This window comes from Streptomyces sp. NPDC003027 (assembly GCF_053591435.1).
This window is the reverse complement of the sequence record NZ_JBSFTU010000012.1, coordinates 86514-110173: the sequence shown is the minus strand read 5'-3', so window position 1 is coordinate 110173 and position 23660 is coordinate 86514. Positions and strand designations below refer to the sequence as shown.

Sequence of the window (23660 nt, the reverse complement as noted above, 5' to 3'; positions counted from 1 at the left end):
TCTACGGCTTCACCGAGCGGTAGTAGCGCCGCGCGCCCTCGTGCAGTCTCAGCGGCTCGGTGTAGATCGCGGTACGGAGGTCCACCAGCTGCGCCGGGTGGACCTCCCGGCCGATCCGGTCCCGGCTCCTGATCACCGTACGGGTGAAGCCCTCCACGAGATCCGCGTCGGTCTCGGCCGTGGTGACCAGGAGGTTCGCGACGGCCAGCGTCTCCACCGGCTGTCCGTCCTGGGCCCGGGCGTAGGCGTCGGCCGGGATGACCGCGGAGCGGTAGTGGCGGGTCGACCCGCCCCGGTCGTGGAGCCTGTCCACCAGGGCGGCGTCCAGCGGAACCAGTCGTACCGCAAGGCGGTCGGAGAGGGTCTGGACCGCATGGGTGGGCAGCCCGCCCGACCAGAAGAACGCGTCGAGCTGCTTGCGCTCCAGCAGCGACGGCATCGTGTCGATACCGGCCGAGACCGGCTGGATGTCGACGTCCGGCGTGAGCCCGGCGGCTGCCAGGACCCGGTCCGCGACGAGTCTCACCCCGGAGCCCTCCTGCCCGACGCCCACCCGCAGTCCGCGCAGATCGGCCGCCGACCGGACGGGCGACTCCTTGCGGACCACCAGCTGTACGTAGTCGTCGTAGAGGCGGGCGGAGCCGCGCAGCCGGTCGTACCCGGGCTTGCGGTCCCGCTGGTACTGGGCCACCGCGTCGGCTGTCGCGATCGTGAAATCCGCCTCGCCGGAGGCGAGCCGCGCCAGGTTCTGCTGGGAGCCCTCGCTGTTCCTGAGCGTTATCGAGACATCCGGCAGATCGCGGGCGAGGGCCTGCTTCAGCAGCTCGCCGTACCGCTGGTAGACCCCGGTGGGCACGCCTGTACTGAAGGTCACCGTCCCGCTCGGCGCGGGTGGACCGAAAGGAACCAGCCACCAGACCAGCAGCCCGCCCACCACCAGGAGCGCCGCGGCCAGCTGGAGGGCACGGCGCCGGGCGGCGCGGGAGAGGGTGGCGAGCATGGCGCGATCCTGCCAGCTCGGCCCCCGCGATGGCCAGGCCGGCCGGGGCTGTACGCGGCGAGCCGGCCGCGCGAGGTGAGCCCGGCCGGCCGGGGTGGCGAGCGCGGCCGGCCGTGTGCGGCGAGCGTGGTCGACCGGTGCGGCCAGTGCGGCCGACCGGGTCGTCAGGCGCTCAGCTCCTCGGGCGGCCGGAGTCGGGCCGCCTGGCTCCGCAGCCAGTCGAGCAGCCGGGAGACCCGGGCGTCCTCCTCGGGCGGCCGCGGGCTGAGCAGGTGGTAGCGCGTGCCGTCGGCGACCAGGCCGAAGGGCGCCACCAGCTGCCCGCGGACGAGATCGTCATGGACGAGGGCGTACGGGCCGATCGCGACGCCCACCCCTGCGACGGCTGCCTGCAACGCCAGATAGAAGTGCTCGAAGGTCTGCTCCGAGGCGTCCTCGACACGGGTCCCGGTGAGCCGCCACCAGTCGTCCCATGCCTGCGGCCGGGTGCTGGTGTGCAGGAGCGGCAGACTGCCGAGGTCCTCGACCCGGCTCAGGCGCTGCGCCAGATCAGGGCTGCAGACCGGACCGATCCGCTCCTCGAAGAGGTGCGTGCGGCTCACCCCCGCCGGTACGGGAAAGTCGTCCCTGCGCAGGGCGAGGTCGACGGTCTCCCGCTCGAAGGAGACGGGGCCGCCGCCCGCCGACAGGTGCACGGTGAGGCCGGGCACCTGGACGGCGAGATCCGGCAGGCGGGGGATCAGCCAGCGCATCAGCAGAGTGGGCTCGCAGGAGAGCGCGATCGGACCGCCCCGCTCGCGGCGGGAGATCTCCCGGGCCGCCGCGTCGATCTGGTCGAGCGCGTCACGGACGGCGGCCGCGAGCCGGCGCGCCTGCGGGGTGGGACGCAGGGACCGCGTCCCGCGCTCGAACAGCGGGGTGCCGAGCGCCTTCTCCAGTTTCTGGATCTGCCGGCTGACCGCTCCGTGGGTGACGTGGAGTTCGTGCGCGGCCCGCGTCATGCTCGCGTGCCGCACGGTGGCCTCGAACGGGAGGAGGGTGTTCGGCGGCGGAAGGTCGGGCCAGCGCATGCGTGAAATCTACTCACGGGTGGGGTGAGAAGGAATCGCTTGTCCCAGGGGGTTCGTGGGCGCGAGGGTTGACGACGTCACCGACCGGCGATCCGATCCGAGGAAGGCGCATGAGAATGGCGCACCAGGCACATGAGGCATCCCACTCGAGCATCGCCGTCCTCGCCGACGACCTGACCAGCGCCGGTGACGGTGCGGCCCCTTTCCGCAGGGGCGGCCACCGTGCCCGGGTGCTGCTCAGTACCCCTGTGACCGGGGCCGAGGCGGTGGGCGGTGTGGTGGCTGTCGACCTGGGGAGCCGGCTGCTCGGCCAGGCCGAGGCCGTGGTCGAGACGCGGCGGGCCGCCCAGGCGTACGCCGGAGCCGACCTGCTGATCAAGACGGTCGACTCCACGCTGAGGGGCCATGTCGCCGCCGAGATCCGTGCCGCGCACGCGGGCTCGCGTCGCCGTGCCGTGGTGATCGCCCCCGCCTTCCCGGCGGAGGGCCGGACCACGGTCCGGGGGGTCCAGCATGTGCACGGAGTTCCGGTGCACGAGAGCGCCTTCGGCCGCGACCCTGCGCACCCTGTCACCTCCTCGGACCTCACCCGCCTCCTTCCGGAGGCCGCCCTTCTCGAACCCGACCAGCTGGACCGCCTTCCCGAACTGGTCGACAGAGGCCGCCTGCTCGTCTGCTCGGCCACGACGGACGGCGATCTGGACCGGGTCGTCTGCGCGGTGCCCGAGGTCGGCGACGTGTTGTGGGTCGGCTCCCCGGGCCTCGCCGCCGCGCTGGCCCGGCACCACACCCGTACCGCTGCTGCCACCGCCGTCGCACTGCCCGCAGCGCGCCGCCCGCTGGTGGTCGTCGGCAGCGCGAATCCGGCCACGCGGCGCCAGTTGGACCGGCTGCGGGGACGACCGGACGTGGCCGCGGTGGCGACCGGTGACCCCCTCGCCGCGGTCGAGGCGCTGCGGCGTACGGCGGCGGCGGTACGGGTCGTCCACACGCCCGACGCCCGCGGCGAGGCTACCGCCCCGGGCTCGCTCACCCGCGATCTGGCGCTCGTGGCCGGGAGGTTGGTGGCGGACGGTCTGGTCGACGGGCTCGTCCTGACCGGGGGAGAGACGGCCGTCACCGTCCTCCGGGGGCTCGGTGCCACCGGGATCGACCTGTACGACGAGCCCGAGCCAGGGATCGCCCGCGGCACGCTGCTCGGCACGCCGAGCATCCCCGTCCTGATCAAGGCCGGCGGGTTCGGTGACGAAGGAACGCTCGACCGGCTGTGCCGCCTTCTCACCGAAGGCGACGAAAGGAGCACGCGCGCGTGAAGCCCATCGCCGTCACCATGGGTGACCCGAACGGCATCGGACCCGAGATCACCGTCAAGGCGCACGCCGACCCCGCACGCCGGCCACCGGTCGTCGTGATCGGGGACCCGGAGGTCCTCGCCCGCGCCTGCCGCACCACGGGCACGCCTCTGACGGTCCGGGCCATCGACTCCGTGGCCGAGGCCCGTTCCACCCCCGGTGTCATGGACGTCCTCACCGAGGGCGAACTCCCCCCGGACCTGGCACCGGGCACGGTGGACGCCCGCGCCGGGATGGCTTGCTTCCGGTACGTACGGCGGGGTGTCGAACTCGCCCTCAGCGGCGAGATCCGGGCCCTGACCACCGCGCCGATCAACAAGGAGGCGCTCCGGCTGGCCGGACTGCCCTACCCCGGACACACGGAGATCCTGGCCGAGCTGTCGGGCACGGAGGACTACGCGATGATGATGGCCAACGACGAGCTGCGGGTCGTCCTGGTCACCGTCCACCAGTCGCTGCGTACGGCCCTCGACGCACTCACCACCGCCCGCGAGCTGGAGATCATCCGGCTGACCGACCGCACCTTGCGGGGCGGCGGGCTCGCCCGGCCCCGTATCGCCGTGGCCGCGCTCAACCCGCACGCGGGCGAGAACGGGCTCTTCGGGCGCGAGGACCTCGACATCATCGAGCCGGCCGTCCGGGGCGCACGGGCGGAGGGCATCGAGGCGAGCGGGCCGTGGCCGGCCGACACGGTCTTCATGCGGGCCCGGGCGGGGGAGTTCGACGCGGTCGTCGCCCAGTACCACGACCAGGGGCTGATCCCCGTCAAGTACCTGGGGCTCGAACGCGGCGTCAACATCACCATCGGCCTGCCCTTCGTGCGCACGAGCGTCGACCACGGCACGGCCTTCGACCTCGCGGGGCACGGCACCGCGGACCACACGAGCCTGCTCACCGCCCTGCACCAGGCCGCCGCCCTGACCCCCGAACCTGACCGACGCCGCGCCGACCCGCCCACGACCTGACCGCCGACCTGCCCCGGAGGACCACCGTGGACTTCATCTTCATGCTCACCCGTGACGACAGGACCGTCACGGACTGCCTGCGCGTCCTCGACTCCGTCGCGGACCTCGACATCGGCCACATCGGTTTCAAGGACATCGGCGTCGACCCCCCGACCCTCGCCCGGCTCCACGGCCGGATCAAGGAGCGGGGCGCCACCAGCTACCTCGAAGTGGTCAGCACCACACGGGAGCGGGCCCTCGCGTCCGTCAGCAACGCGATCGACCTCGGCGTCGACCGGCTCATGGGCGGCACCTGGATCGACGAGACGCAGGCCCTCCTCGCCGGGACGGGCATCGAGTACCTCCCCTTCGTCGGCGAACCGCTCGGGCACCCCACCCGCCTGGCCGGCGGCCCGGACCGTATCGCCGACGACTGCCGCCGAGCCGCGACGGCGGGCTGCGCGGGCGTCGACCTCCTCGCCCACCGCGCCACCGACGCCGATCCGCTCGACCTCGTCCGCGCCGCACGCGCCGCGACCACCGGCCGGCTCGTGGTGGCCGGAAGCATCACCACGCCCGCCCAGATCCGCGCCCTCGCCGAGGCGGGCGCCGACGCCTTCACCATCGGCTCCGCAGCCTTCAACGGCTCCCTCCGCCCCGACGCGGGCACGCTCGGCGCCCAGCTCACCGCGGTGGCCGACGCCGTCGCCTCCCCCTAGGGGCCGGGCCGGCACTCCTCCGAGGGCCCTTACCCTAGAGACGTGACTAGCATCGACCGGAGCCTCGCCGTGGGCGAACCCAAGACCTATGAGATCCGCACCTACGGGTGCCAGATGAACGTCCACGATTCCGAGCGGCTCTCCGGTCTGCTGGAGGACGCCGGCTACGTCCGCGCCCCCAAGGGCGCCGACGGTGACGCCGACGTCGTCGTCTTCAACACCTGCGCCGTGCGCGAGAACGCCGACAACAAGCTGTACGGCAACCTCGGCCGGCTCGCTCCGATGAAGACCTCGCGCCCCGGGATGCAGATCGCCGTCGGCGGTTGCCTCGCCCAGAAGGACCGCGACACCATCGTCAAGAAGGCGCCCTGGGTCGACGTCGTCTTCGGTACGCACAACATCGGCAAGCTGCCGGTCCTCCTGGAGCGCGCCCGTATCCAGGAAGAGGCGCAGATCGAGATCGCCGAGTCGCTGGAGGCGTTCCCCTCCACCCTGCCGACCCGGCGCGAGTCCGCCTACGCCGCCTGGGTGTCCATCTCCGTCGGCTGCAACAACACCTGCACGTTCTGCATCGTCCCGGCGCTGCGCGGCAAGGAGAAGGACCGCCGCCCCGGCGACATCCTCGCCGAGATCGAGGCCCTGGTCGCCGAGGGCGTCTCCGAGATCACCCTGCTCGGCCAGAACGTCAACGCGTACGGCTCCGACATCGGTGACCGCGAGGCGTTCTCCAAGCTGCTGCGCGCCTGCGGGAAGATCGAGGGCCTGGAGCGGGTCCGCTTCACCTCACCGCACCCCCGCGACTTCACGGACGACGTCATCGCGGCGATGGCCGAGACCCCGAACGTCATGCCGCAGCTCCACATGCCGCTGCAGTCCGGCTCGGACACGATCCTCAAGGCGATGCGCCGCTCCTACCGGCAGGAGCGTTTCCTCGGGATCATCGAGAAGGTGCGCGCCGCGATCCCGCACGCCGCCATCTCCACCGACATCATCGTGGGCTTCCCCGGCGAGACCGAGGAGGACTTCGAGCAGACCATGCACACGGTCCGCGAGGCGCGGTTCGCCAACGCCTTCACCTTCCAGTACTCCAAGCGGCCCGGTACCCCCGCGGCCGAGATGGAGGGGCAGATCCCCAAGGAGGTCGTGCAGGCGCGCTACGAACGCCTGGTCGCGCTCCAGGAGGAGATCTCCTGGGAGGAGAACAAGAAGCAGGTCGGCCGGACCCTGGAGGTCATGGTCGCGGAGGGCGAGGGGCGCAAGGACGGCACCACGCACCGCCTCTCCGGCCGCGCCCCCGACAACCGGCTCGTGCACTTCACCAAGCCGGACCAGGAGGTCCGCCCGGGCGATGTGGTGACCGTCGAGATCACCTACGCCGCCCCGCACCACCTGCTCGCCGAGGGTCCCACGACATCGGTACGGCGTACCCGCTCCGGAGACGCCTGGGAGAAGCGCACCGCCCAGGCCGCCGCCAAGCCGGCGGGCGTGCTGCTCGGCCTGCCGAAGATCGGCGTGCCGGAGCCGCTTCCCGCCGCCTCCGCGCCGGCCTGCGGCAGCCACTGACGTCCGCGGGCGGCGACCGGCCGCCGCAGTAGGCTGCGGATCATGCTTGTCGCCGCAGCCGTCTGTCCGTGTCCGCCGTTGCTCGTGCCCGAGGTCGCGGCCGGAGCCGCCCCCGAACTCCACGCCGCGCGGGTGGCGTGCGCGGACGCCCTCGGGCTGCTGGCCGCGTCCCGGCCCGATCGGCTGTATGTCGTCGGGCCTGCGGCCGATAGCGCCGTCGGCACGTACCCCGAGGGCTCCACGGGGTCCTTCGCCGGGTTCGGAGTCGACCTCTCCGTACGACTCGGCGCCGACGGGCCGGCCGGAGACGGCAGGCCGACCGCAGACCGGTCGCTGCCCGCGTCGCTCGCCGTGGCCGCCTGGCTCCTGGAGCGCGCCGACTGGGCCGGCGCGCCGGTCGGGGGGCTGGGAGTGGGGGAGCGGGCGGAGAGCGGCCGGTGCGCCGCCACCGGCCGCGAGCTGGCCGCCTCCGCCGGCCGCGTGGCGCTGCTGGTCATGGGCGACGGCAGCGCCTGCCGCTCGGTCAAGGCCCCCGGCTATCTGGACGAGCGCGCCGCCCCCTTCGACGCCGAGGCGGCCAGGGCCCTGGGCGGCGCCGACACGGACGCCCTCCTCGGCCTGGACGAGAACCTCGCGTACGAGCTGAAGGCGGCCGGGCGGGCCCCCTGGCAGGTCCTCGCGGGCGCCGCCGAGGGCGCGGGCCTGGAGGGCCGTCTGCTGTACGAGGACGCCCCGTACGGCGTCGGCTACTTCGTCGCCGCCTGGTCATAGGCCACGCGGACGACCGCCAGCCACGACGACCACCGCCGACGACCCCGTACGAACGGCGGACGGCCGCGGAGCGATGTGCTCCGCGGCCGTCCGCCGTGCGGAGGGAACGTCAGGTGACGCCGGGCGTCAGGCGGCCGGCGGCGGGGTCGGGCCTCCGCCAGGAGTGCCGTCGCCCTTGGCCCCGTCGTCCTTGGGCCCGTCGTCCTTGTGGGCGATCCGGTCCAGAGCCTCCTTGGCCTTGCCGGTGCCCGACTCGATCTTGCCGCTGTACTTGCCCTTGGTCTTCTCGTCGACCATCTTCGCGGCCTTCTCCAGGCCGTGATCGATCTTGTCCCCGTGCTGCTGTGCCAGGTCGGAGACCTTGTCCTTGGCCGGGGCGAGCTTGGCCTTCAGTGAATCCAGGAGACCCATGGGTCACCTTCCCTCCGGTAAACCGTATTGCCGTGCCCTGTCTCCAGGAGCTACTTGCGGGCGCTCTCGCCGGCCTCGTTGTCCGCCGCTTCCCCGGCCGACTGCTGCTTGGGGATCTCCACCGACTCGGCCGCCTCGTCAACGGCCGGGGCCGGCTCGGTGTTCCCGGCGGTCCCGCCGTCCTCCGTCGCCTCCGCCTCCGCAGCGGCGACCGGGGCATCGGAAGCGCCCTCCGCCTCCTCCGCGTCGGACGTCAGCGCGACGGCCTCGCTCTGCTGCGGTGACGCCTCGGCAGCTTCCTTGCCCTTACGGCGAAACATTGCAAAAACGCCCATTTCCACTCCATAGCGTACTCGTGTGAGAGAAGCCCCGCGGCGCCCGGTGCGGCCCATTGCGCCGCCCGGTGCAGCCGGTACGGAAACCGGCGGTCGGAACCTCGCAACAGGCAACGAACCCGGATGCGGGCCGTCACGTCGCTCATTCGGGGACTCGGCGGGAGGTTTGCGAGACTGGGGCAGTGAGAAGTGCAGCTCCCGCCCCGCGGGTCATCGCCGTCGTCGGTCCTACAGCGGCCGGAAAGTCCGATCTGGGCGTTTTCCTCGCCCAGCAGCTCGGCGGCGAGGTCGTCAACGCCGACTCGATGCAGCTCTACCGAGGGATGGACATCGGTACCGCCAAGCTGACGCTCGAAGAGCGCGGCGGCGTCCCCCACCACCTCCTCGACATCTGGGACGTGACGGAGGCCGCCAGCGTCGCCGAGTACCAGCGCCTCGCCCGGGCCGAGATCGACCGCCTCCTCGCCGCCGGCCGCACCCCCGTTCTGGTCGGGGGCTCCGGCCTGTACGTACGCGGTGCCATCGACGCGCTCGAGTTCCCCGGCACCGACCCCGTCGTGCGGGCCCGGCTGGAGGCCGAGCTGGAGGAGCGGGGCTCCGGGGTCCTGCACGCCCGGCTGGCAGCGGCGGACCCGGAGGCGGGGCGCGCGATCCTGCCCAGCAACGGTCGGCGCATCGTCCGGGCGCTCGAAGTCATCGAGATCACCGGCAAGCCGTTCACCGCCAATCTGCCCGGTCCCGATTCGGTCTACGACACGGTCCAGATCGGCGTGGACGTCGAGCGGCCCGAGCTCGACGAGCGGATCACCGCGCGCGTGGACCGGATGTGGGAGGCGGGCCTCGTGGACGAGGTCCGCGCGCTGGAGGCGCGCGGGCTGCGCGAGGGGCGCACGGCCGCCCGCGCACTGGGATACCAGCAGGTGCTCGCGGCGCTCGCGGGGGAGTGCACCGAGGACGAGGCGCGCGCCGAGACCGTGCGCGCCACCAAGCGCTTCGCGCGCCGTCAGGACTCGTGGTTCCGCCGTGACCCGCGCGTCCACTGGCTGAGCGGCGCTGCTGAACACCGCGGGGAACTCCCGCGAGAGGCGCTGGCGTTGGTCGAACGAGCGGTTACAGCCTGATCACGTGATGGCATCGGGACGCCACGCCCGTCATTCCAACGGTCGGGAGCGTGCCATCATCGAGCATCGATCGACCAAGTGGAGTCCGAGTTGGGAGGGCGCGTGGCGATGGAGGCCGGCCCTCGCGACACAGAGCAGCACGGCGCGGCCCGGGGTGAAACCCCGGGTGAGGCGCCCGGTTTGACCCCGGACGGTCCCGACGACGCCCAGGGCACCTCCGTCGAGGTGGACGCCGACGAGGTCGAGGTCGAGCTGCGGCCGCAGCGCCGTCTGCGGATCTGGCAGCTCGCGCCCATCGTGGGCCTCGCCGCCGTCGGCTCCCTGATGTTCGCCTTTCCGCTGGCCTTCGGTTCGGGGGAGGGCGGCGCCGTCGTCGCCATGCTGGGGCTGCTCATCAGCTCCTGCGCCGCGGGCTGGGGCATGATGGCCGCCCGCAAGGTCGGCTACACCTGGCCCGGCCTGCCGTCCCGGGGCTCCGGCGAACGCCCGGACTGGCGCGTGATGGCTCTGTACGTCTGCGTCAGCGCGCTGCTGGTCGCTCTGGCGGTCTGGCGCGTCGCCCGCCTCCGCTGACCCGACAGGGCACCCGCCGCACCGACGCGCCCCGCCCGCTCCGTGGACCGTCGAGGCGCCTGTCGTACCCGGCCCGTACAGTTGATCCCGTGACCAGCACGCAGACATCGCCGCTCCCCTTCCTCAAGGGCCACGGGACCGAGAACGACTTCGTGATCGTCCCCGACGCCGACAACGCCGTCGAGCTGCCCGCCGGCCTCGTCGCCCGGCTCTGCGACCGGCGCGCCGGGATCGGCGGCGACGGGCTGCTGCACGTCGTCCGCAGCGCGGCCCACCCCGATGCCCGGGCGATGGCCGGCGAAGCCGAATGGTTCATGGACTACCGCAACGCCGACGGTTCGGTCGCCGAGATGTGCGGCAACGGCCTGCGGGTCTTCGCCCGCTATCTGGAGCAGGCCGGGCATGTCACGGCCGGTGAGGTCGCCATCGCCACCCGCGACGGGGTCAAGAAGGTCCACCTCGACAAGGACGGCTCCGTCACCGTCTCCATGGGCCGCGCCGTGCTCCCCGAGGACGGGGTCACCGTCACCGTCGAGGGCCGCAGCTGGCCCGCCCGCAACGTGAACATGGGCAATCCGCACGCCGTCGCCTTCGTCGAGAGCCTCGACCACGCGGGCGACCTGTACAGCGAGCCGCCGTACGCCCCGGCCGAGGTCTATCCGGAAGGCGTGAACATCGAGTTCGTCGCCGACCGCGGCCCCCGCCATGTGGCCATGCGCGTGCACGAGCGCGGATCCTCCGAGACCCGCTCCTGCGGCACGGGCGCCTGCGCCGTCGCCGTGGCCGCCGCGCGCCGGGACGGCGTCGACCCGGCCGAGAGCGGCACACCCGCCACGTACACCGTCGACGTCCTCGGCGGCACGCTGATCATCACCGAGCACCCCGACGGCGAGATCGAGATGACCGGGCCCGCCGTCATCGTCGCCGAGGGCACGATCGACCCCTCCTGGCTGGCGACCGCCGGCACGGCCTGAGACCGCCGAGCGACGACCCGATTCCGGCCGGCCCCGGACTGGCCGGAATCGAGGCAGTCCCGAATCGGGCCAGTCCCGAATCGGGGCAGTCCGGGAATCGAAAAAGCCCGGGAATCGAAACAGTCAACGACTGATCTGTCGCTCGAATGGGTGATCCGTTTCACGCTGGGCGAGAGCGTGACTGCGCCGCGTGGTGGGCTCGGTAGCATCAAGCACCGGCCAGGCAGGCACGCCTTGCCCGCCCTCCGCCGGTCGACGTCGCCGGAGGTGCCCCATGAGTGCAGAGGCCACCAACCCTGTGAGCGCGGCAGAGGCCAACGCCCCCGACGCTCCCAGCCGCAGACGCGCCCGCCCGAGGATCGACCTCCGCAGGCTGGGGCGCGCCGCTCTGCTCGGTCCGACCGCACGAGGCCGCCTGCCCGACGCCATCGGCCACGTCGCCGACGCGCACCGAGCCCACCACCCCGACGCCGACCTGGCCGTGCTCCGCCGGGCGTACGTCCTCGCCGAGTCCTCGCACCGAGGCCAGTTCCGCAAGAGCGGCGAGCCCTACATCACGCATCCGCTCGCGGTCACCCTCATCCTCGCCGAACTCGGCGCCGAGACCACCACGTTGACCGCCTCCCTCCTCCACGACACCGTCGAGGACACGGAGGTGACCCTGGATCAGGTGCGCGAGCAGTTCGGCGACGAGGTCGCCTACCTCGTCGACGGCGTGACCAAACTGGAGAAGGTCGACTACGGCGCCGCCGCCGAACCGGAGACCTTCCGCAAGATGCTGGTCGCCACCGGCGACGACGTCCGCGTCATGTCGATCAAACTCGCCGACCGGCTCCACAACATGCGCACCCTCGGCGTCATGCGGCCCGAGAAACAGGTCAGGATCGCCAAGGTCACCCGCGACGTCCTCATTCCGCTCGCCGAACGGCTCGGCGTCCAGGCCCTCAAGACCGAGCTGGAGGACCTGGTCTTCGCGATCCTCCACCCCGAGGAGTACGAGAACACCCGTGCCCTCATCGCCGAGAACGCCGGCGCCGGTGACGCGCTCACCGCCATCGCCGACACCGTCTCGACGGTCCTGCGCGAGGCCGGCATCACCGCCGAAGTCCTCGTCCGACCACGGCACTTCGTCTCCGTCCACCGCGTCCGGCTCAAGCGCGGCGACCTGCGCGGCAGCGACTTCGGACGACTCCTGGTGCTGGTGGGCGAAGACGCCGACTGCTATGCCGTCCTCGGCGAACTCCACACCTGTTTCACCCCGGTGATCTCCGAGTTCAAGGACTTCATCGCCGCTCCGAAGTTCAACCTGTACCAGTCGCTGCACACCGCCGTCGCCGCTCCCGACGGCGCCGTCGCCGAAGTCCTCATCCGCACCCACCGGATGCACAAGGTCGCCGAGGCCGGCGTCGTCGCCCTGGGCAACCCGTACGTACCGCAGGACGGCGCCGAACCGGCCGAGGACGGTGAGCGCGCCGACCCCACCCGCCCGGGCTGGCTCTCCCGGCTCCTCGACTGGCAGCAGTCCACGCCCGACCCCGACACCTTCTGGACCTCGCTGCGCGCCGACCTCGCCGAGGACCAGGAGATCACCGTCTTCCGGGCCGACGGCGGCGCCCCCGGCACGATCAGCCTGCCCGCCGGGGCCACCTGCGTCGACGCGGCGTACGCGCAGTACGGCGAAGCAGCCCACTCCTGCGTGGGCGCGCGCGTCAACGGGCGCCTGGCGACGCTGAGCACCGTGCTCGCCGACGGAGACACCGTCCAGCCGCTGCTGGCCCAGGACACGGTCTCCGGGCCCTCTCCCGAATGGCTGGACCACGCCCGTACCCCCGCCGCGCGCATCGCGATCACCGGCTGGCTCCAGGCGCACCCGGAGGCCGCCAAGGCTCCGGCGGCCGATCCCCGCCCGCCCGCCTCCGTCACGGCCGACCGCCGCTCCGGCGCCAGACTCCTGGCCGATCTGCCGGGGACCACGGCCGGTGCCGTACGGCCCGCCGGATGCTGCACGCCCGTGCCACCCGACGAGATCACCGGCTTCCTGGTACGCGGCGGGTCCGTCACCGCCCACCGGACCGGCTGCGCCGCCGCCGACGCGATGAGGCGACTGGGCCGCGAACCCGTCACCGTCCACTGGGGCGACACCGCGGAGTGCCGCGTCACGCTCGTCGCCGAGTCCTTCGGCCGGCCCCGGCTCCTCGCCGACCTCACCGAGGCCATCGCCGCCGCCGGCGTCGCCGTCGTCTCGGCGACCGTCGAGCCGCCCTGCGAACAGCGTGTCCGCCACACGTACACCCTCCAACTCCCCGACGCCACCGGTCTCCCCGCCCTGATGCGGGCCATGCGGGACGTGCCCGGCGTGTACGACGTGAGTCGCGCGCAGCACCCCGCCTCACCCGACCTCTGACCCGACGCCGCACCGACCAGGTCAGATCACCAGGACGAGCCGGCCGCGCCCGCACCGGCACGGCCGCCCAACCGGTCGGCCGCCGTCGGCCACGCGCTGACTCCTTCGGGTGGCGGACGAGCGCGCCGCCGGGGGCGGGGCCCCGCGCACTGGTAGCCGTAGCCCATGCCGCTCACCTCCCGAAAAAGCTCCCCACGCGCGCGGTGGCTCCGTTCGGCCGTCCTGGTCGCCGCCTCGTCCGGTCTCGTCGCCGCCGCCCTGCCCCCGCCCCCGCCGCTCGGCATCGGGGACAAGCTCTTCCCCCACCTCGGCAACCCCGGCTACGACGTCCGGTCGTACGACATCGGCCTCACCTACCCCGGCCGGAACTCCGAGCCCCTCGCCGCCGTCACCCGGATCGCGGCGCTCGCCACCGCCGACCTGGAGCGGATCAACCTCGACTTCACGCACGGCGAGGTCTCGGCCGTCACCGTCGACGGCGAGGACGCCGAGTTCGTCACCAGCGGCGAGGACCTCGTGATCACCCCGGCACAGGCGGTGGTGGACGGCGACGCGCTGGAGATCACGGTCACCCACACCAGCGACCCCCGCGGCCCCGCGGGCACCGGCGGCTGGGTCCGCACCGGCGACGGCCTCGCCATGGCCAACCAGGCCGACGCCGCCCACCGGGTCTTCCCGTCCAACGACCACCCCGCCGACAAGGCGTACTTCACCTTCCGCATCACCGCGCCCAGCACCCTGACGGCCGTCGCCAACGGCCTGCCGGCGGGCCGCGACGAGAACGGCGCCACCACCACCTGGACCTACCGCACGGCCCACCCCATGGCGACCGAGCTCGCCCAGGTCTCCATCGGCCGCTCCACCGTCGTCCACCGGACAGGACCGCACGGCCTGCCCGTACGGGACGTGGTGCCCACCGCCGACCGGGAGCTCCTGGAGCCCTGGCTGAAGCGGACACCCGGACACATGGAGTGGATGGAGCGCCAGGTCGGCCGCTACCCCTTCGAGACCTACGGGGTGCTCGTCGCCGACGCCGTGACCGGCTTCCAGCTGGAGACCCAGACCCTCTCCCTCTTCGAGAGAAGACTCCTCACCGAACCCGGCTATCCGGAGTGGTACGTCGACTCGATCATGGTCCACGAGCTCGCCCACCAGTGGTTCGGCAACAGCGTCTCGCCGCGCACCTGGTCCGACCTGTGGCTCAACGAGGGGCACGCGAGCTGGTACGAGGCGCTGTACGCCGAGGAGGTCGGGAAACAGCCCCTCGAGCGGCGCATGAAGGCCGCCTACGCGGCCTCCGACGGGTGGCGGGCGGCCGGAGGGCCTCCGGCCGCCCCCGAGCCGCCCTCGCCCGGCCACAAGATCAGCCTCTTCCGGCCCGTCGTCTACGACGGGAGCGCCCTGGTCCTGTACGCGCTCAGGCAGGAGATCGGCCAGGACGCCTTCCAGAGCCTGCAACGCCGCTGGGTGAGCGAGCACCGCGACGCCAGCTCCACCACCGCCGACTTCATCGCGCTGGCCTCCCAGGTCGCGGAGCGCGATCTCAGCGCCTTCTTCACCGGCTGGCTCTACGCGGAGAAGACACCGGCCATGCCCGGGCACCCGGACTGGCGCAGCCGGGCACCGCAGCCCGCGAGCGCCCCGAAACCGGGGTGACGCGCGCCGTCCGGCCGTGTCACCATCATCAGGTCGGCGACGCGGCCGGACCGGGAATCTTTCCGTGCCGTCGCGTGTTGTGATCGACGCAACGACTTTCCATCGACGTAAAGGATCAAATGACCTCCTCTTCATCCCCTTCCCAGGACGAGCAGAGCTTCGCCGAGACGAGCCGCACCGAGAGCCTTCGGGCCGATGCCCTGATGGAAGAGGACGTCGCCTGGAGCCACGAGATCGACGGAGAGCGGGACGGCGATCAGTTCGACCGCTCCGAGCGCGCGGCCCTGCGGCGCGTGGCGGGCCTCTCCACCGAGCTCGAGGACGTCACCGAGGTCGAGTACCGGCAGCTGCGCCTGGAGCGCGTCGTGCTGGTCGGCGTATGGACCTCGGGCACGGTGCAGGACGCGGAGAACTCCCTCGCGGAGCTGGCGGCCCTCGCCGAGACGGCGGGCGCCCTGGTGCTCGACGGCGTCATCCAGCGCCGTGACAAGCCCGACCCGGCCACGTTCATCGGCTCGGGCAAGGCCCGTGAGCTGCGGGACATCGTGCTCGAGACCGGCGCCGACACCGTCGTCTGCGACGGTGAACTCAGCCCCGGTCAGCTCATCGCCCTCGAAGACGTCGTCAAGGTGAAGGTGGTCGACCGGACCGCCCTGATCCTCGACATCTTCGCCCAGCACGCCAAGTCCCGAGAGGGCAAGGCGCAGGTCGCCCTCGCGCAGATGCAGTACATGCTGCCGCGACTGCGAGGCTGGGGTCAGTCGCTCTCCCGTCAGATGGGTGGCGGCGGCGGTGGCGGCATGGCCACCCGCGGTCCCGGTGAGACCAAGATCGAGACGGACCGGCGCCGGATCCGCGAGAAGATGGCGAAGATGCGCCGGGAGATCGCGGAGATGAAGACCGGCCGTGACATCAAGCGGCAGGAGCGGCGCCGTCACAAGGTTCCGTCGGTCGCCATCGCCGGGTACACCAACGCCGGCAAGTCGTCCCTGCTGAACCGGCTGACCGGCGCGGGTGTGCTGGTGGAGAACGCGCTGTTCGCCACCCTCGACCCGACCGTCCGCCGGGCCGAGACGCCCAGCGGCCGGGTGTACACCCTGGCCGACACCGTCGGGTTCGTACGGCATCTGCCGCACCACCTGGTCGAGGCGTTCCGCTCCACCATGGAGGAGGTCGGCGACTCCGACCTGATCCTCCACGTGGTGGACGGCTCGCACCCCGCCCCGGAGGAGCAGCTGGCCGCCGTCCGCGAGGTGTTCCGTGACGTCGGCGCGGTGAACGTGCCGGAGGTCGTGGTCGTCAACAAGGCGGACGCGGCCGACCCGCTCGTGCTGCAGCGGCTGATGCGGGCCGAACGACACGCGATCGCGGTCTCGGCGCGTACGGGCGAGGGCATCGAGGAGCTGCTCGCGCTGATCGACGCCGAACTGCCGAGGCCGCAGGTCGAGATCGAGGCGCTCGTGCCGTACACCGAGGGCGGTCTTGTCTCGCGGGTGCACGCCGAGGGCGAGCTGCTCTCCGAGGAGCACACGCCGGAGGGCACGCTGATCAAGGCACGGGTGCACGAGGAGCTGGCGGCGTTCCTGATGCCGTACGTTCCCGCCGCGCACTGACCGGTCTCGCCGCGCGCCGCTCCGCACGGCGCGAAGGGCCCCACGTACAGAAGGCCCCGCCCCCTGATCGGGGGGCGGGGCCTTGCGCATGGGCGCCGACCGAGGAGGCCGGCCGTCGGTGACGCGACGTCAGCGGGCGAACTTCTTGCTGACCATCTCGTGCGCGTCCTTGGCACCACGGCCCAGCTGCGGGCCGGCCAGCCAGCCGTTGCCGCCGACCGGGCCGATCGAGGTGTTCGACACCAGCGCCACCTTGCCGTTCGGCATCGTGCGGATCCAGCCACCGCCGGAGGAACCGCCGGTCATGGTGCAGCCGATGCGGTACATCGTCGGCGTCGCCGGAGCCGTCGTCATCCGGGTCGGCCGGTCGAGGCACTTGTGCATGATCAGACCGTTGTACGGCGGGGCGGCCGGGTAGCCCCAGGCGCCCATCGTGCCGGCCTGGGCGGCGGTCGGCGCGGAGAAGTCGATCGGCAGGGCGACGCCCACGGTCTCCTCCAGGGACTTCTTGCCCCGCTCCGGCTGCACGTGCAGCACGGCGTAGTCGTAGGGCCAGGCGGGGTTGGTGCCGCCGCGCTGGATCCACTCGCCCGAGGTGACCGCCCAGTCGGCCCAGTACTGGCCGTAGGGAGCCACCTGGTGCGGCTGCGCGTTGCCCAGGGAGGACGCCGACTTGCCGAGGTCGTTGTAGGCGGGCACGAAGGTGATGTTGCGGAACCAGCCGCCCCGCTGGCCGGCGTGCACACAGTGGCCGGCGGTCCACACCAGGTTGGACTTCCCGGGCCGGCGCGGGTCCTTCACGACCGTGCCGGAGCACACCATGGGACCCTGCGGCGAGTCGAAGAAGATCTTCCCGACGGGCGCCGCGTTGCGGTGGTACGGAGTCTTCTCGCGCTGGGCCCGGACGGGCCGCGGCACGGGGTCGCTGCCGCCCGCGCCCGCCGCCGTGGTGATCGCCGGGTCGGGGCTCTTCGCCGACTGCATGCGCTCGGGGTCCCACAGCCCCTCGATCACCGGGTTGACGAAGTCCTCGGCCTCACGGAGCCAGGTGTCCTTGTCCCAGTTCTTCCAGTCGCCGTTCTTCCACTTGTCCAGGTCGACGCCGTGCTTCTGGAGCCTGTCGGCCAGGTCCTCGGGCAGCGCGGCGCCGCCGCCACCGGTGGTGGGGTCGGCGGCGGTCGCCGCGGCGGCGGGCTTGTCGGCCGCCGGCGTCGTCTCGGTCGGGCCGCAGGCGGTGGCGGTCACCGAGAGCGCCACGGCCAGGCCGGCGAACGCCGGCAGGAGTCTTGTCGAACGCATGAGTTGAGATCCCCCTGGGATGTTTCCCGCGCCCCGGCTCTGCCATGGACTGGTTGCCATGGACGCGTCACTAGCGGTGCACAGTATGCCCGTCGGCGGGAGGCGGGACCCCGCGGGGCCCCGCCTCCCGCACCGAAGACGGCTACCGGCCCGCGTACTTCTTGCTGACCTCGTCGTACACGCCCTTGGCCTCGGCGCCCAGGCGCGGACCGGCCAGCCAACCGGCCGTCACCGGACCGATGGACGTGTTCGAGACCAGCGCCGGCTTGCCGTCCTTGCCCTTGGCCACCCAGCCGCCACCGGACGAACCACCGGTCATGGTGCAGCCGATCCGGTACATCGCCGGCTGCTTGGCCACCACCGACAGACGGCCCGGCTTGTCCTGGCACTGGAACATCTTCTGACCGTCGAACGGCGCTCCCGCCGGGTAACCGGTCGCCGTCATGCTCGCGATCTTCGACGTGGCGGGCGCGTTGAACTCCACGGGGAGCGCCGCACCGACCGTCTCCTCCAGCGACTTGCCCGTGCTGCCCTTCTCCGGCGTCACATGGATCACCGCGAAGTCGTACGGAGCGCCCTGACCGCCGGTCGCCGCGCCCTGCGAAATCCACTGCTCGGACGTCTGCGCCCAGTCGCCCCACCACACGCCGTACGGCGCGACTTCCTCGCGGGTCGCGTTCTCCAGCTGGGCGGTCGGCTTGCCGCCGTCGTTGTACGAGGGGACGAAGGCGATGTTGCGGTACCAGCCGCCCTTCTTGCCGGCGTGCACGCAGTGGCCAGCCGTCCAGACCATGTTGGACTTCCCCGGGTTCGCCGGGTCCTTCACGACCGTGGCCGAGCAGACCATCGAGCCCTCGGGACCGTCGAAGAAGACCTTGCCCGCCTCCGGCGCGCTGGAGTGGTACGGCGGCGTCACGGACTTCGCGCTGACCGGAGCGGGGGTCGGGTCGGTGACACCCTCGTCGCCCGAGATGTCCTCCTCCTCGACCGGCCTGTCGGGGCGCTCGGCGTCCCGCATCCGGTCCGGGTCCCAGAGGTCCTCGATGATCGGGTTGACGTAGTCCTTGGCCTCACGCAGCCACGTGTCGCGGTCCCAGTTCCTCCACTCGCCGTTCCTCCACTTGTCCAGGTCGATCCCGCGCTCCTTGAGCCGGTCCTTGAGATCGTCCGGAATCGTGATCTTGTCGCCGGCGGACGGGCTCGCGGGAGCACTGGGCTTGTCCCCCGCGTTCTCCTCGGTCGGGCCGCAGGCCGTCGCCGTCAGCGTCAAGGCCGCGACGGCGGCTGCCGAGGCCAGCAGCGGACGAATCGATCGCATCTCGTGATCCCCCTGGGAACTACGTCAACTGGTGCATGTGTGAACAGCGGTGAAGTGCGGCGGCGGCGCCGGTGACCGGTGCCGAAGCGCGGCCCCCATGATGCCGGTGCCGGAGGGGACGGCGTGCGGCAGGTCCGCGGTTCCGCCCCTCGTACAGCCGTTGCCGGGCCGTGATCCGGGACGCCCCGACGAACTTGGGATCGGCCCGTGATCCCCGCGATCCCTCGTCGTTGGTACGGACGGGGGACACGGAGGCAGCGTTCAGGGCCGGCGTTCGCACGGTCGCGCGACGTACCGATGTGCAACGCAACCGTTACAGCGGGAGGACACCGAACCGTGGCCCTGACCGAATCAGCTCCAGCCGTACCACCGGCCCCGCACGCGCCCGAGAGCGAGCGGACCGCGACCGGGACAAGCGCCCATGAGGGCATCCTGCGCCGCCAGTCCCTGCGCGAATCGGCGGCGCGCACCTACGCCCGCTCGCTGCCGATCGTGCCCGTACGCGCCCGGGGGCTGACCATCGAGGGCGCGGACGGACGCCGGTACCTCGACTGCCTCTCCGGCGCCGGGAGCCTGGCCCTCGGGCACAACCACCCGGTGGTCCTGGAGGCCGTCAGGAAGGTCCTCGACTCCGGCGCCCCGCTCCATGTCCTCGACCTCGCCACCCCCGTCAAGGACGCCTTCACCACGGAGCTGTTCGCCACGCTGCCGGCCGGACTCGCCGACGACGCGCGCATCCAGTTCTGCGGGCCGGCCGGCACGGACGCGGTCGAGGCCGCCCTCAAACTCGTCCGCACGGCCACCGGACGCAGCGGACTGCTCAGCTTCACCGGCGCCTACCACGGCATGACCGCCGGAGCGCTCGACGCCTCGGGCGGCGCCACGGACGTACGGGTCACCAGGCTGCCCTACCCGCAGCACTACCGCTGTCCCTTCGGCGTCGGCGGGGACCAGGGCGCCGAACTGGCCGCCCGCTGGACGGAGAACCTGCTCGACGACCCCAAGAGCGGCGTCCCCACCCCCGCCGGGATGATCCTCGAACCGGTGCAGGGCGAAGGCGGGGTCATCCCCGCCCCCGACCCCTGGATGCGCCGGATGCGCGAGATCACCGCCTCGCGTTCCATCCCGCTGATCGCCGACGAGGTCCAGACCGGCGTCGGCCGTACCGGCACCTTCTGGGCCGTCGAGCACAGCGGTGTCGTCCCCGACGTCATGGTCCTCTCCAAGGCCATCGGCGGCTCCCTCCCGCTCGCCGTCATCGTCTACCGGCGCGAACTCGACACCTGGAAGCCCGGCGCCCACGCGGGCACCTTCCGCGGCAACCAGCTCGCCATGGCCGCCGGAGCCGCCACCCTCGCGTACGTACGGGAGAACAGGCTCGCCGAACGCGCCGCCACCCTCGGGGAGAGGATGCTCGGGCGCCTGCGGGGCCTCGCCGCCGACCATCCCTGCGTCGGCGACGTACGCGGGCGAGGGCTCATGATCGGCGTCGAGCTGGTCGACCCGTACGCCGAGGAGACCGGTACCTCCGCCCCGCCCGCCGACCCGGCCCTCGCGGTGGCCGTGCAGCAGGAGTGCCTCGACCGCGGCCTCATCGTCGAACTGGGCGGCCGCCACTCCGGAGTCGTCCGGCTCCTCCCCCCGCTCACCCTCACCGACGAGCAGGCCGCAGCGGTCCTCGACCGCTTCGCCGACGCCCTGGCCGCCGCCGAACGCGCCCACCGACCGGGCCGGCCCACGCGTCCCCGCCCCCCGCACCCCCGGAACGCCGCCGGACCGTCCCACTGACCCCGGACCGAATCCGGGAACCCCTCACAAGGAAGCCCCCCCGTGAACGCCACCCCCTCCTCCGAAGCGTCCGACACCGGCAGCGCCGCCCACGGCCCGCTCACCGCCGAGCAGGCCACCGTCCCCCGCCAGCCCTCCGGCCCGTACGCCCCCCAGCCCGCGGCCCTTCCCGCCTCCGCCGCGACCGGCCACGACCACCTCGACGACCCGGATCCGCAGCGCGCCGCCGACGTCGCGACCATCGAGAACCTGCTGCGCTGCTGGGTACGGGAGAAGAACCTCCCCGCCCCCGGCTCCGGCACCCTCCGCATCCCCCTGGAAGCCAGCGGCGCCGCCCTGCTCGTACCCGTCCTGTACTGGTCAGCCACCGGTTGGCACCGCTTCGGCGCTCCCGCCCTGGAAGGCCTCCCCACCTCGGCACCGGTGGCCGACGCCGTCACCGTCGCCGCCCTCCTCAGCCGCGAGACCGGGCGTCCGGAGGGCACCGAACTCGTCGGCCGCGTCGCCGACTCCGCCCGCCGCACCGCCGACTTCATCACCGACCGGCGCCGCCGCCCCAACCCCCGCCCCGACGCCGACCTCTTCCTCACCGCCGAACAGTCCCTGCTCCTCGGCCACCCCCTCCATCCGACCCCGAAGAGCCGCGAGGGACTCTCCGAGGCCGAAGCCCGCCTCTACTCCCCGGAGTTGCACGGCTCCTTCCCCCTGCACTGGATGGCCGTCGACCGCACCGTCCTCGCCTCCGACTCCGCCTGGACCGAGCAGGGCCGCCCCATCTCCGCCGAACAGCTCGCCACCGGGCTGGCCGAGGGCCTCACCCTGCCCGCCGGCACCGTGCCGCTGCCCCTCCACCCCTGGCAGGCCCGCGAACTGCTCCACCGCCCCGCCGTCGCCCCCCTTCTCGACGCGGGTCTCCTCCACGACCTCGGTCCCCACGGCACCGCCTGGCACCCCACCTCCTCCGTACGCACCGTGCACCGCCCCGGTGCCCGGGCCATGCTCAAGCTCTCCCTCGGCGTCCGCATCACCAACTCCCGCCGCGAGAACCTCCGCAAGGAGCTCCACCGCGGCGTGGAGGTCCACCGCCTCCTGCGCACCGGCCTCGTCGACCAGTGGCAGGCCGCGCACCCCGGATTCGACATCGTCCGCGACCCCGCCTGGCTCGCGGTCGACACCCCCGACGGCGACCCCGTACCCGGACTGGACGTCATGGTCCGCCACAACCCGTTCGCCGCCGGAGACGACGCCGTCTGCATCGCCGCTCTCACCGCCCCACGGCCCTGGCCCGGCACCACCCGGATGCGCTCCCGCCTCACCGAGATCGTCACCCGTCTCGCCACCCGCACCGGCCGCCCCACCACGGCGGTCGCCGCCGAGTGGTTCCTGCGCTACCTCGACCACGTCGTCCGCCCCGTGCTCTGGCTCGACGGCGCCGCAGGAGTCGCCCTGGAGGCCCACCAGCAGAACACGCTGGTACTCCTCGACCCGGACGGCTGGCCCGTGGGCGGCCGCTACCGCGACAACCAGGGCTACTACTTCCGCGAGTCCCACCGCGATGAACTCGACAGGCGACTGCCCGGCATCGGCACGGTCAGCGACACCTTCGTCTCCGACCAGGTCACCGACGAGCGTTTCGCGTACTACCTCGGCATCAACAACGTCCTGGGCCTCATCGGCGCCTTCGGCTCCCAGCGCCTCGCCGACGAACGGGTCCTGCTCGCCGGCTTCCGCCAGTTCCTCACCTCGGCCGTCAGCCTCGGCTCCCCCCTGCCGCACCGCCTTCTGGAGGCCGCGACCCTGCGCTGCAAGGCCAACCTCCTCACCCGTCTGCACGGCCTGGACGAACTCGTCGGACCCGTCGACACCCAGTCCGTCTACGTCACCATCACCAACCCCCTCCGTCCCTGAGAGACCACGATCCGACCGCACTGCCGAGAGGAGAGCGCCGCCGTGCCTCCCACCGACGCGAGCACCGACACCGACACCGACGCCGGCACGGACACCGACGCCTTCGGCGGCCCCTCGGCCGACACGGCCGGCGAGGACACGGTGGACCTGCGCCTCCCCGACGAACTCGTCGCCCTGTTCTCGGCCGACGAGCCCACGGCGACGACCGACGGCGACCTGCTCGACTCCGTCGCCGGCTGGGGCCCGGCCACCACCCCGGCCGGCACGTTCCAGCTCGTCCCCGTACGGATCGAACGGGACCTCACGCTCATCAGCCGGTGGATGAACGACCCGGCCGTCGCCGCGTTCTGGGAGCTGTCCGGACCGGAGACGGTGACCGCGGCCCACCTCCGCGCCCAACTCGAGGGCGACGGCCGCAGCGTGCCCTGCCTCGGAGTCCTCGACGCCGCCCCCATGAGCTACTTCGAGCTCTACCGCGCCGACCTCGACCCCCTCGCCCGGCACTACCCGGCACGCCCCCACGACACCGGCGTCCATCTCCTCATCGGCAGCGTCGCCGACCGCGGCCGCGGCGTCGGCACGGCCCTCCTGCGAGCCGTCGCCGACCTCGTCCTCGACCACCGTCCCCGATGCACCCGCGTCGTCGCCGAACCCGACCTGCGCAACACCCCCTCCGTCTCAGCCTTCCTGAGCGCCGGATTCCGCTTCTCCGCGGAAGTCGACCTCCCCGACAAACGAGCCGCCCTCATGGTCCGCGACCGCGTCCTCCGCCACGTCCTGTGAACGTCCCTTCGCCGTACATACCCCGCTCCACCCACAGCGGTTCCCACCCAGAGGAGTC

General features: G+C 72.6%; 20 protein-coding genes. 14 read left to right on the top strand and 6 right to left on the bottom strand.

Going from position 1 to position 23660, the window contains the following annotated elements; translation table 11 throughout:
• Position 1 precedes the first annotated feature (1 nt).
• Both ACWDX6_RS12035 and ACWDX6_RS12030 read right to left on the bottom strand, forming a co-directional pair.
• On the bottom strand, positions 2 to 1000 hold the full coding sequence (locus tag ACWDX6_RS12035; RefSeq protein ID WP_451484815.1) for a TAXI family TRAP transporter solute-binding subunit: 999 nt from the start codon (positions 998 to 1000) through the stop codon (positions 2 to 4).
• Between the two features lie 164 nt (positions 1001 to 1164).
• Positions 1165 to 2070 carry a LysR substrate-binding domain-containing protein gene (locus tag ACWDX6_RS12030; RefSeq protein WP_451484814.1) on the bottom strand — a complete coding sequence of 302 codons (906 nt, stop codon included), beginning with the start codon at positions 2068 to 2070 and terminating at the stop codon, positions 1165 to 1167.
• A gap of 110 nt (positions 2071 to 2180) precedes the next feature.
• Between ACWDX6_RS12030 and ACWDX6_RS12025 the strand changes: the two genes are divergently transcribed.
• The 5 genes from ACWDX6_RS12025 to ACWDX6_RS12005 are packed head-to-tail and all read left to right on the top strand — an operon-like array spanning position 2181 to position 7419.
• Positions 2181 to 3383, top strand: coding sequence for a four-carbon acid sugar kinase family protein (locus tag ACWDX6_RS12025; RefSeq protein ID WP_451484813.1), 1203 nt, complete (start codon positions 2181 to 2183; stop codon positions 3381 to 3383).
• Positions 3380 to 4387 carry a 4-hydroxythreonine-4-phosphate dehydrogenase PdxA gene (gene pdxA / locus ACWDX6_RS12020; protein ID WP_451484812.1) on the top strand — a complete coding sequence of 336 codons (1008 nt, stop codon included), beginning with the start codon at positions 3380 to 3382 and terminating at the stop codon, positions 4385 to 4387. Before ACWDX6_RS12025 ends, pdxA begins: the two co-directional genes overlap by 4 nt.
• Positions 4388 to 4413: 26 nt before the next feature.
• Positions 4414 to 5085: a hypothetical protein gene (locus ACWDX6_RS12015; protein ID WP_451484811.1), complete on the top strand. Its 672-nt coding sequence runs from the start codon at positions 4414 to 4416 to the stop codon at positions 5083 to 5085.
• A 42-nt stretch (positions 5086 to 5127) separates the two neighbouring features.
• Positions 5128 to 6648, top strand: a complete 1521-nt coding sequence (gene miaB, locus ACWDX6_RS12010; RefSeq protein ID WP_451484810.1) for a tRNA (N6-isopentenyl adenosine(37)-C2)-methylthiotransferase MiaB — start codon at positions 5128 to 5130, stop codon at positions 6646 to 6648.
• Positions 6649 to 6690: 42 nt separating this feature from the next.
• A complete protein-coding gene (locus tag ACWDX6_RS12005) occupies positions 6691 to 7419 on the top strand; it encodes a class III extradiol dioxygenase subunit B-like domain-containing protein (RefSeq protein WP_451484809.1) in 729 nt (242 codons plus the stop codon).
• A gap of 126 nt (positions 7420 to 7545) precedes the next feature.
• Here ACWDX6_RS12005 and ACWDX6_RS12000 read toward each other — a convergent pair whose 3' ends face one another.
• Positions 7546 to 7830, bottom strand: coding sequence for an antitoxin (locus ACWDX6_RS12000; protein WP_451484808.1), 285 nt, complete (start codon positions 7828 to 7830; stop codon positions 7546 to 7548).
• A 50-nt stretch (positions 7831 to 7880) separates the two neighbouring features.
• Entirely contained in the window at positions 7881 to 8165 is a 285-nt protein-coding gene (locus tag ACWDX6_RS11995) for a hypothetical protein (protein ID WP_451484807.1), read from the bottom strand.
• A gap of 182 nt (positions 8166 to 8347) precedes the next feature.
• Here ACWDX6_RS11995 and miaA point away from each other — a divergent pair, with 182 nt between their 5' ends.
• The 6 genes from miaA to hflX all read left to right on the top strand — a co-directional run bounded on the left by miaA (position 8348) and on the right by hflX (position 16506).
• The gene (gene miaA / locus ACWDX6_RS11990) at positions 8348 to 9286 is read left to right on the top strand and encodes a tRNA (adenosine(37)-N6)-dimethylallyltransferase MiaA (RefSeq protein ID WP_451484806.1); all 939 of its coding nucleotides are present in this window, start codon (positions 8348 to 8350) and stop codon (positions 9284 to 9286) included.
• 108 nt (positions 9287 to 9394) lie between these two features.
• Positions 9395 to 9859: a hypothetical protein gene (locus ACWDX6_RS11985; RefSeq protein ID WP_451484843.1), complete on the top strand. Its 465-nt coding sequence runs from the start codon at positions 9395 to 9397 to the stop codon at positions 9857 to 9859.
• 89 nt (positions 9860 to 9948) lie between these two features.
• Positions 9949 to 10833, top strand: a complete 885-nt coding sequence (gene dapF, locus ACWDX6_RS11980; RefSeq protein ID WP_451484805.1) for a diaminopimelate epimerase — start codon at positions 9949 to 9951, stop codon at positions 10831 to 10833.
• Between the two features lie 274 nt (positions 10834 to 11107).
• On the top strand, positions 11108 to 13237 hold the full coding sequence (locus ACWDX6_RS11975; RefSeq protein WP_451484804.1) for a RelA/SpoT family protein: 2130 nt from the start codon (positions 11108 to 11110) through the stop codon (positions 13235 to 13237).
• Between the two features lie 165 nt (positions 13238 to 13402).
• Entirely contained in the window at positions 13403 to 14893 is a 1491-nt protein-coding gene (locus ACWDX6_RS11970) for a M1 family metallopeptidase (protein WP_451484803.1), read from the top strand.
• A 119-nt stretch (positions 14894 to 15012) separates the two neighbouring features.
• Entirely contained in the window at positions 15013 to 16506 is a 1494-nt protein-coding gene (gene hflX, locus ACWDX6_RS11965; RefSeq protein WP_451484802.1) for a GTPase HflX, read from the top strand.
• Between the two features lie 129 nt (positions 16507 to 16635).
• Here hflX and ACWDX6_RS11960 read toward each other — a convergent pair whose 3' ends face one another.
• Positions 16636 to 17805 (bottom strand): trypsin-like serine peptidase, encoded by a 1170-nt coding sequence (locus ACWDX6_RS11960; protein ID WP_451484801.1) that lies wholly within the window; start codon positions 17803 to 17805, stop codon positions 16636 to 16638.
• Positions 17806 to 17947: 142 nt separating this feature from the next.
• Positions 17948 to 19123, bottom strand: coding sequence for a trypsin-like serine peptidase (locus ACWDX6_RS11955; protein ID WP_451484800.1), 1176 nt, complete (start codon positions 19121 to 19123; stop codon positions 17948 to 17950).
• A gap of 336 nt (positions 19124 to 19459) precedes the next feature.
• Here ACWDX6_RS11955 and ACWDX6_RS11950 point away from each other — a divergent pair, with 336 nt between their 5' ends.
• From ACWDX6_RS11950 to ACWDX6_RS11940, 3 genes are read left to right on the top strand one after another with little or no spacing between them, the layout of a single operon-like run.
• Positions 19460 to 20911, top strand: a complete 1452-nt coding sequence (locus ACWDX6_RS11950; RefSeq protein WP_451484799.1) for a diaminobutyrate--2-oxoglutarate transaminase family protein — start codon at positions 19460 to 19462, stop codon at positions 20909 to 20911.
• 42 nt (positions 20912 to 20953) lie between these two features.
• Positions 20954 to 22819 carry an IucA/IucC family protein gene (locus ACWDX6_RS11945; RefSeq protein ID WP_451484798.1) on the top strand — a complete coding sequence of 622 codons (1866 nt, stop codon included), beginning with the start codon at positions 20954 to 20956 and terminating at the stop codon, positions 22817 to 22819.
• Between the two features lie 42 nt (positions 22820 to 22861).
• Positions 22862 to 23602 carry a GNAT family N-acetyltransferase gene (locus ACWDX6_RS11940; protein WP_451484797.1) on the top strand — a complete coding sequence of 247 codons (741 nt, stop codon included), beginning with the start codon at positions 22862 to 22864 and terminating at the stop codon, positions 23600 to 23602.
• Positions 23603 to 23660: the final 58 nt, after the last annotated feature.

Bases quoted from the DNA above. Each gene is read 5' to 3' on its own strand.
- ACWDX6_RS12035 (WP_451484815.1), bottom strand. From the start codon at position 1,000: ATGCTCGCCACCCTCTCCCGCGCCGCCCGGCGCCGTGCCCTCCAGCTG.
- ACWDX6_RS12030 (WP_451484814.1), bottom strand. From the start codon at position 2,070: ATGCGCTGGCCCGACCTTCCGCCGCCGAACACCCTCCTCCCGTTCGAG.
- ACWDX6_RS12025 (WP_451484813.1), top strand. From the start codon at position 2,181: ATGAGAATGGCGCACCAGGCACATGAGGCATCCCACTCGAGCATCGCC.
- ACWDX6_RS12005 (WP_451484809.1), top strand. From the start codon at position 6,691: ATGCTTGTCGCCGCAGCCGTCTGTCCGTGTCCGCCGTTGCTCGTGCCC.
- ACWDX6_RS12000 (WP_451484808.1), bottom strand. From the start codon at position 7,830: ATGGGTCTCCTGGATTCACTGAAGGCCAAGCTCGCCCCGGCCAAGGAC.
- ACWDX6_RS11995 (WP_451484807.1), bottom strand. From the start codon at position 8,165: ATGGGCGTTTTTGCAATGTTTCGCCGTAAGGGCAAGGAAGCTGCCGAG.
- ACWDX6_RS11985 (WP_451484843.1), top strand. From the start codon at position 9,395: ATGGAGGCCGGCCCTCGCGACACAGAGCAGCACGGCGCGGCCCGGGGT.
- ACWDX6_RS11975 (WP_451484804.1), top strand. From the start codon at position 11,108: ATGAGTGCAGAGGCCACCAACCCTGTGAGCGCGGCAGAGGCCAACGCC.
- ACWDX6_RS11970 (WP_451484803.1), top strand. From the start codon at position 13,403: ATGCCGCTCACCTCCCGAAAAAGCTCCCCACGCGCGCGGTGGCTCCGT.
- hflX (WP_451484802.1), top strand. From the start codon at position 15,013: ATGACCTCCTCTTCATCCCCTTCCCAGGACGAGCAGAGCTTCGCCGAG.
- ACWDX6_RS11960 (WP_451484801.1), bottom strand. From the start codon at position 17,805: ATGCGTTCGACAAGACTCCTGCCGGCGTTCGCCGGCCTGGCCGTGGCG.
- ACWDX6_RS11955 (WP_451484800.1), bottom strand. From the start codon at position 19,123: ATGCGATCGATTCGTCCGCTGCTGGCCTCGGCAGCCGCCGTCGCGGCC.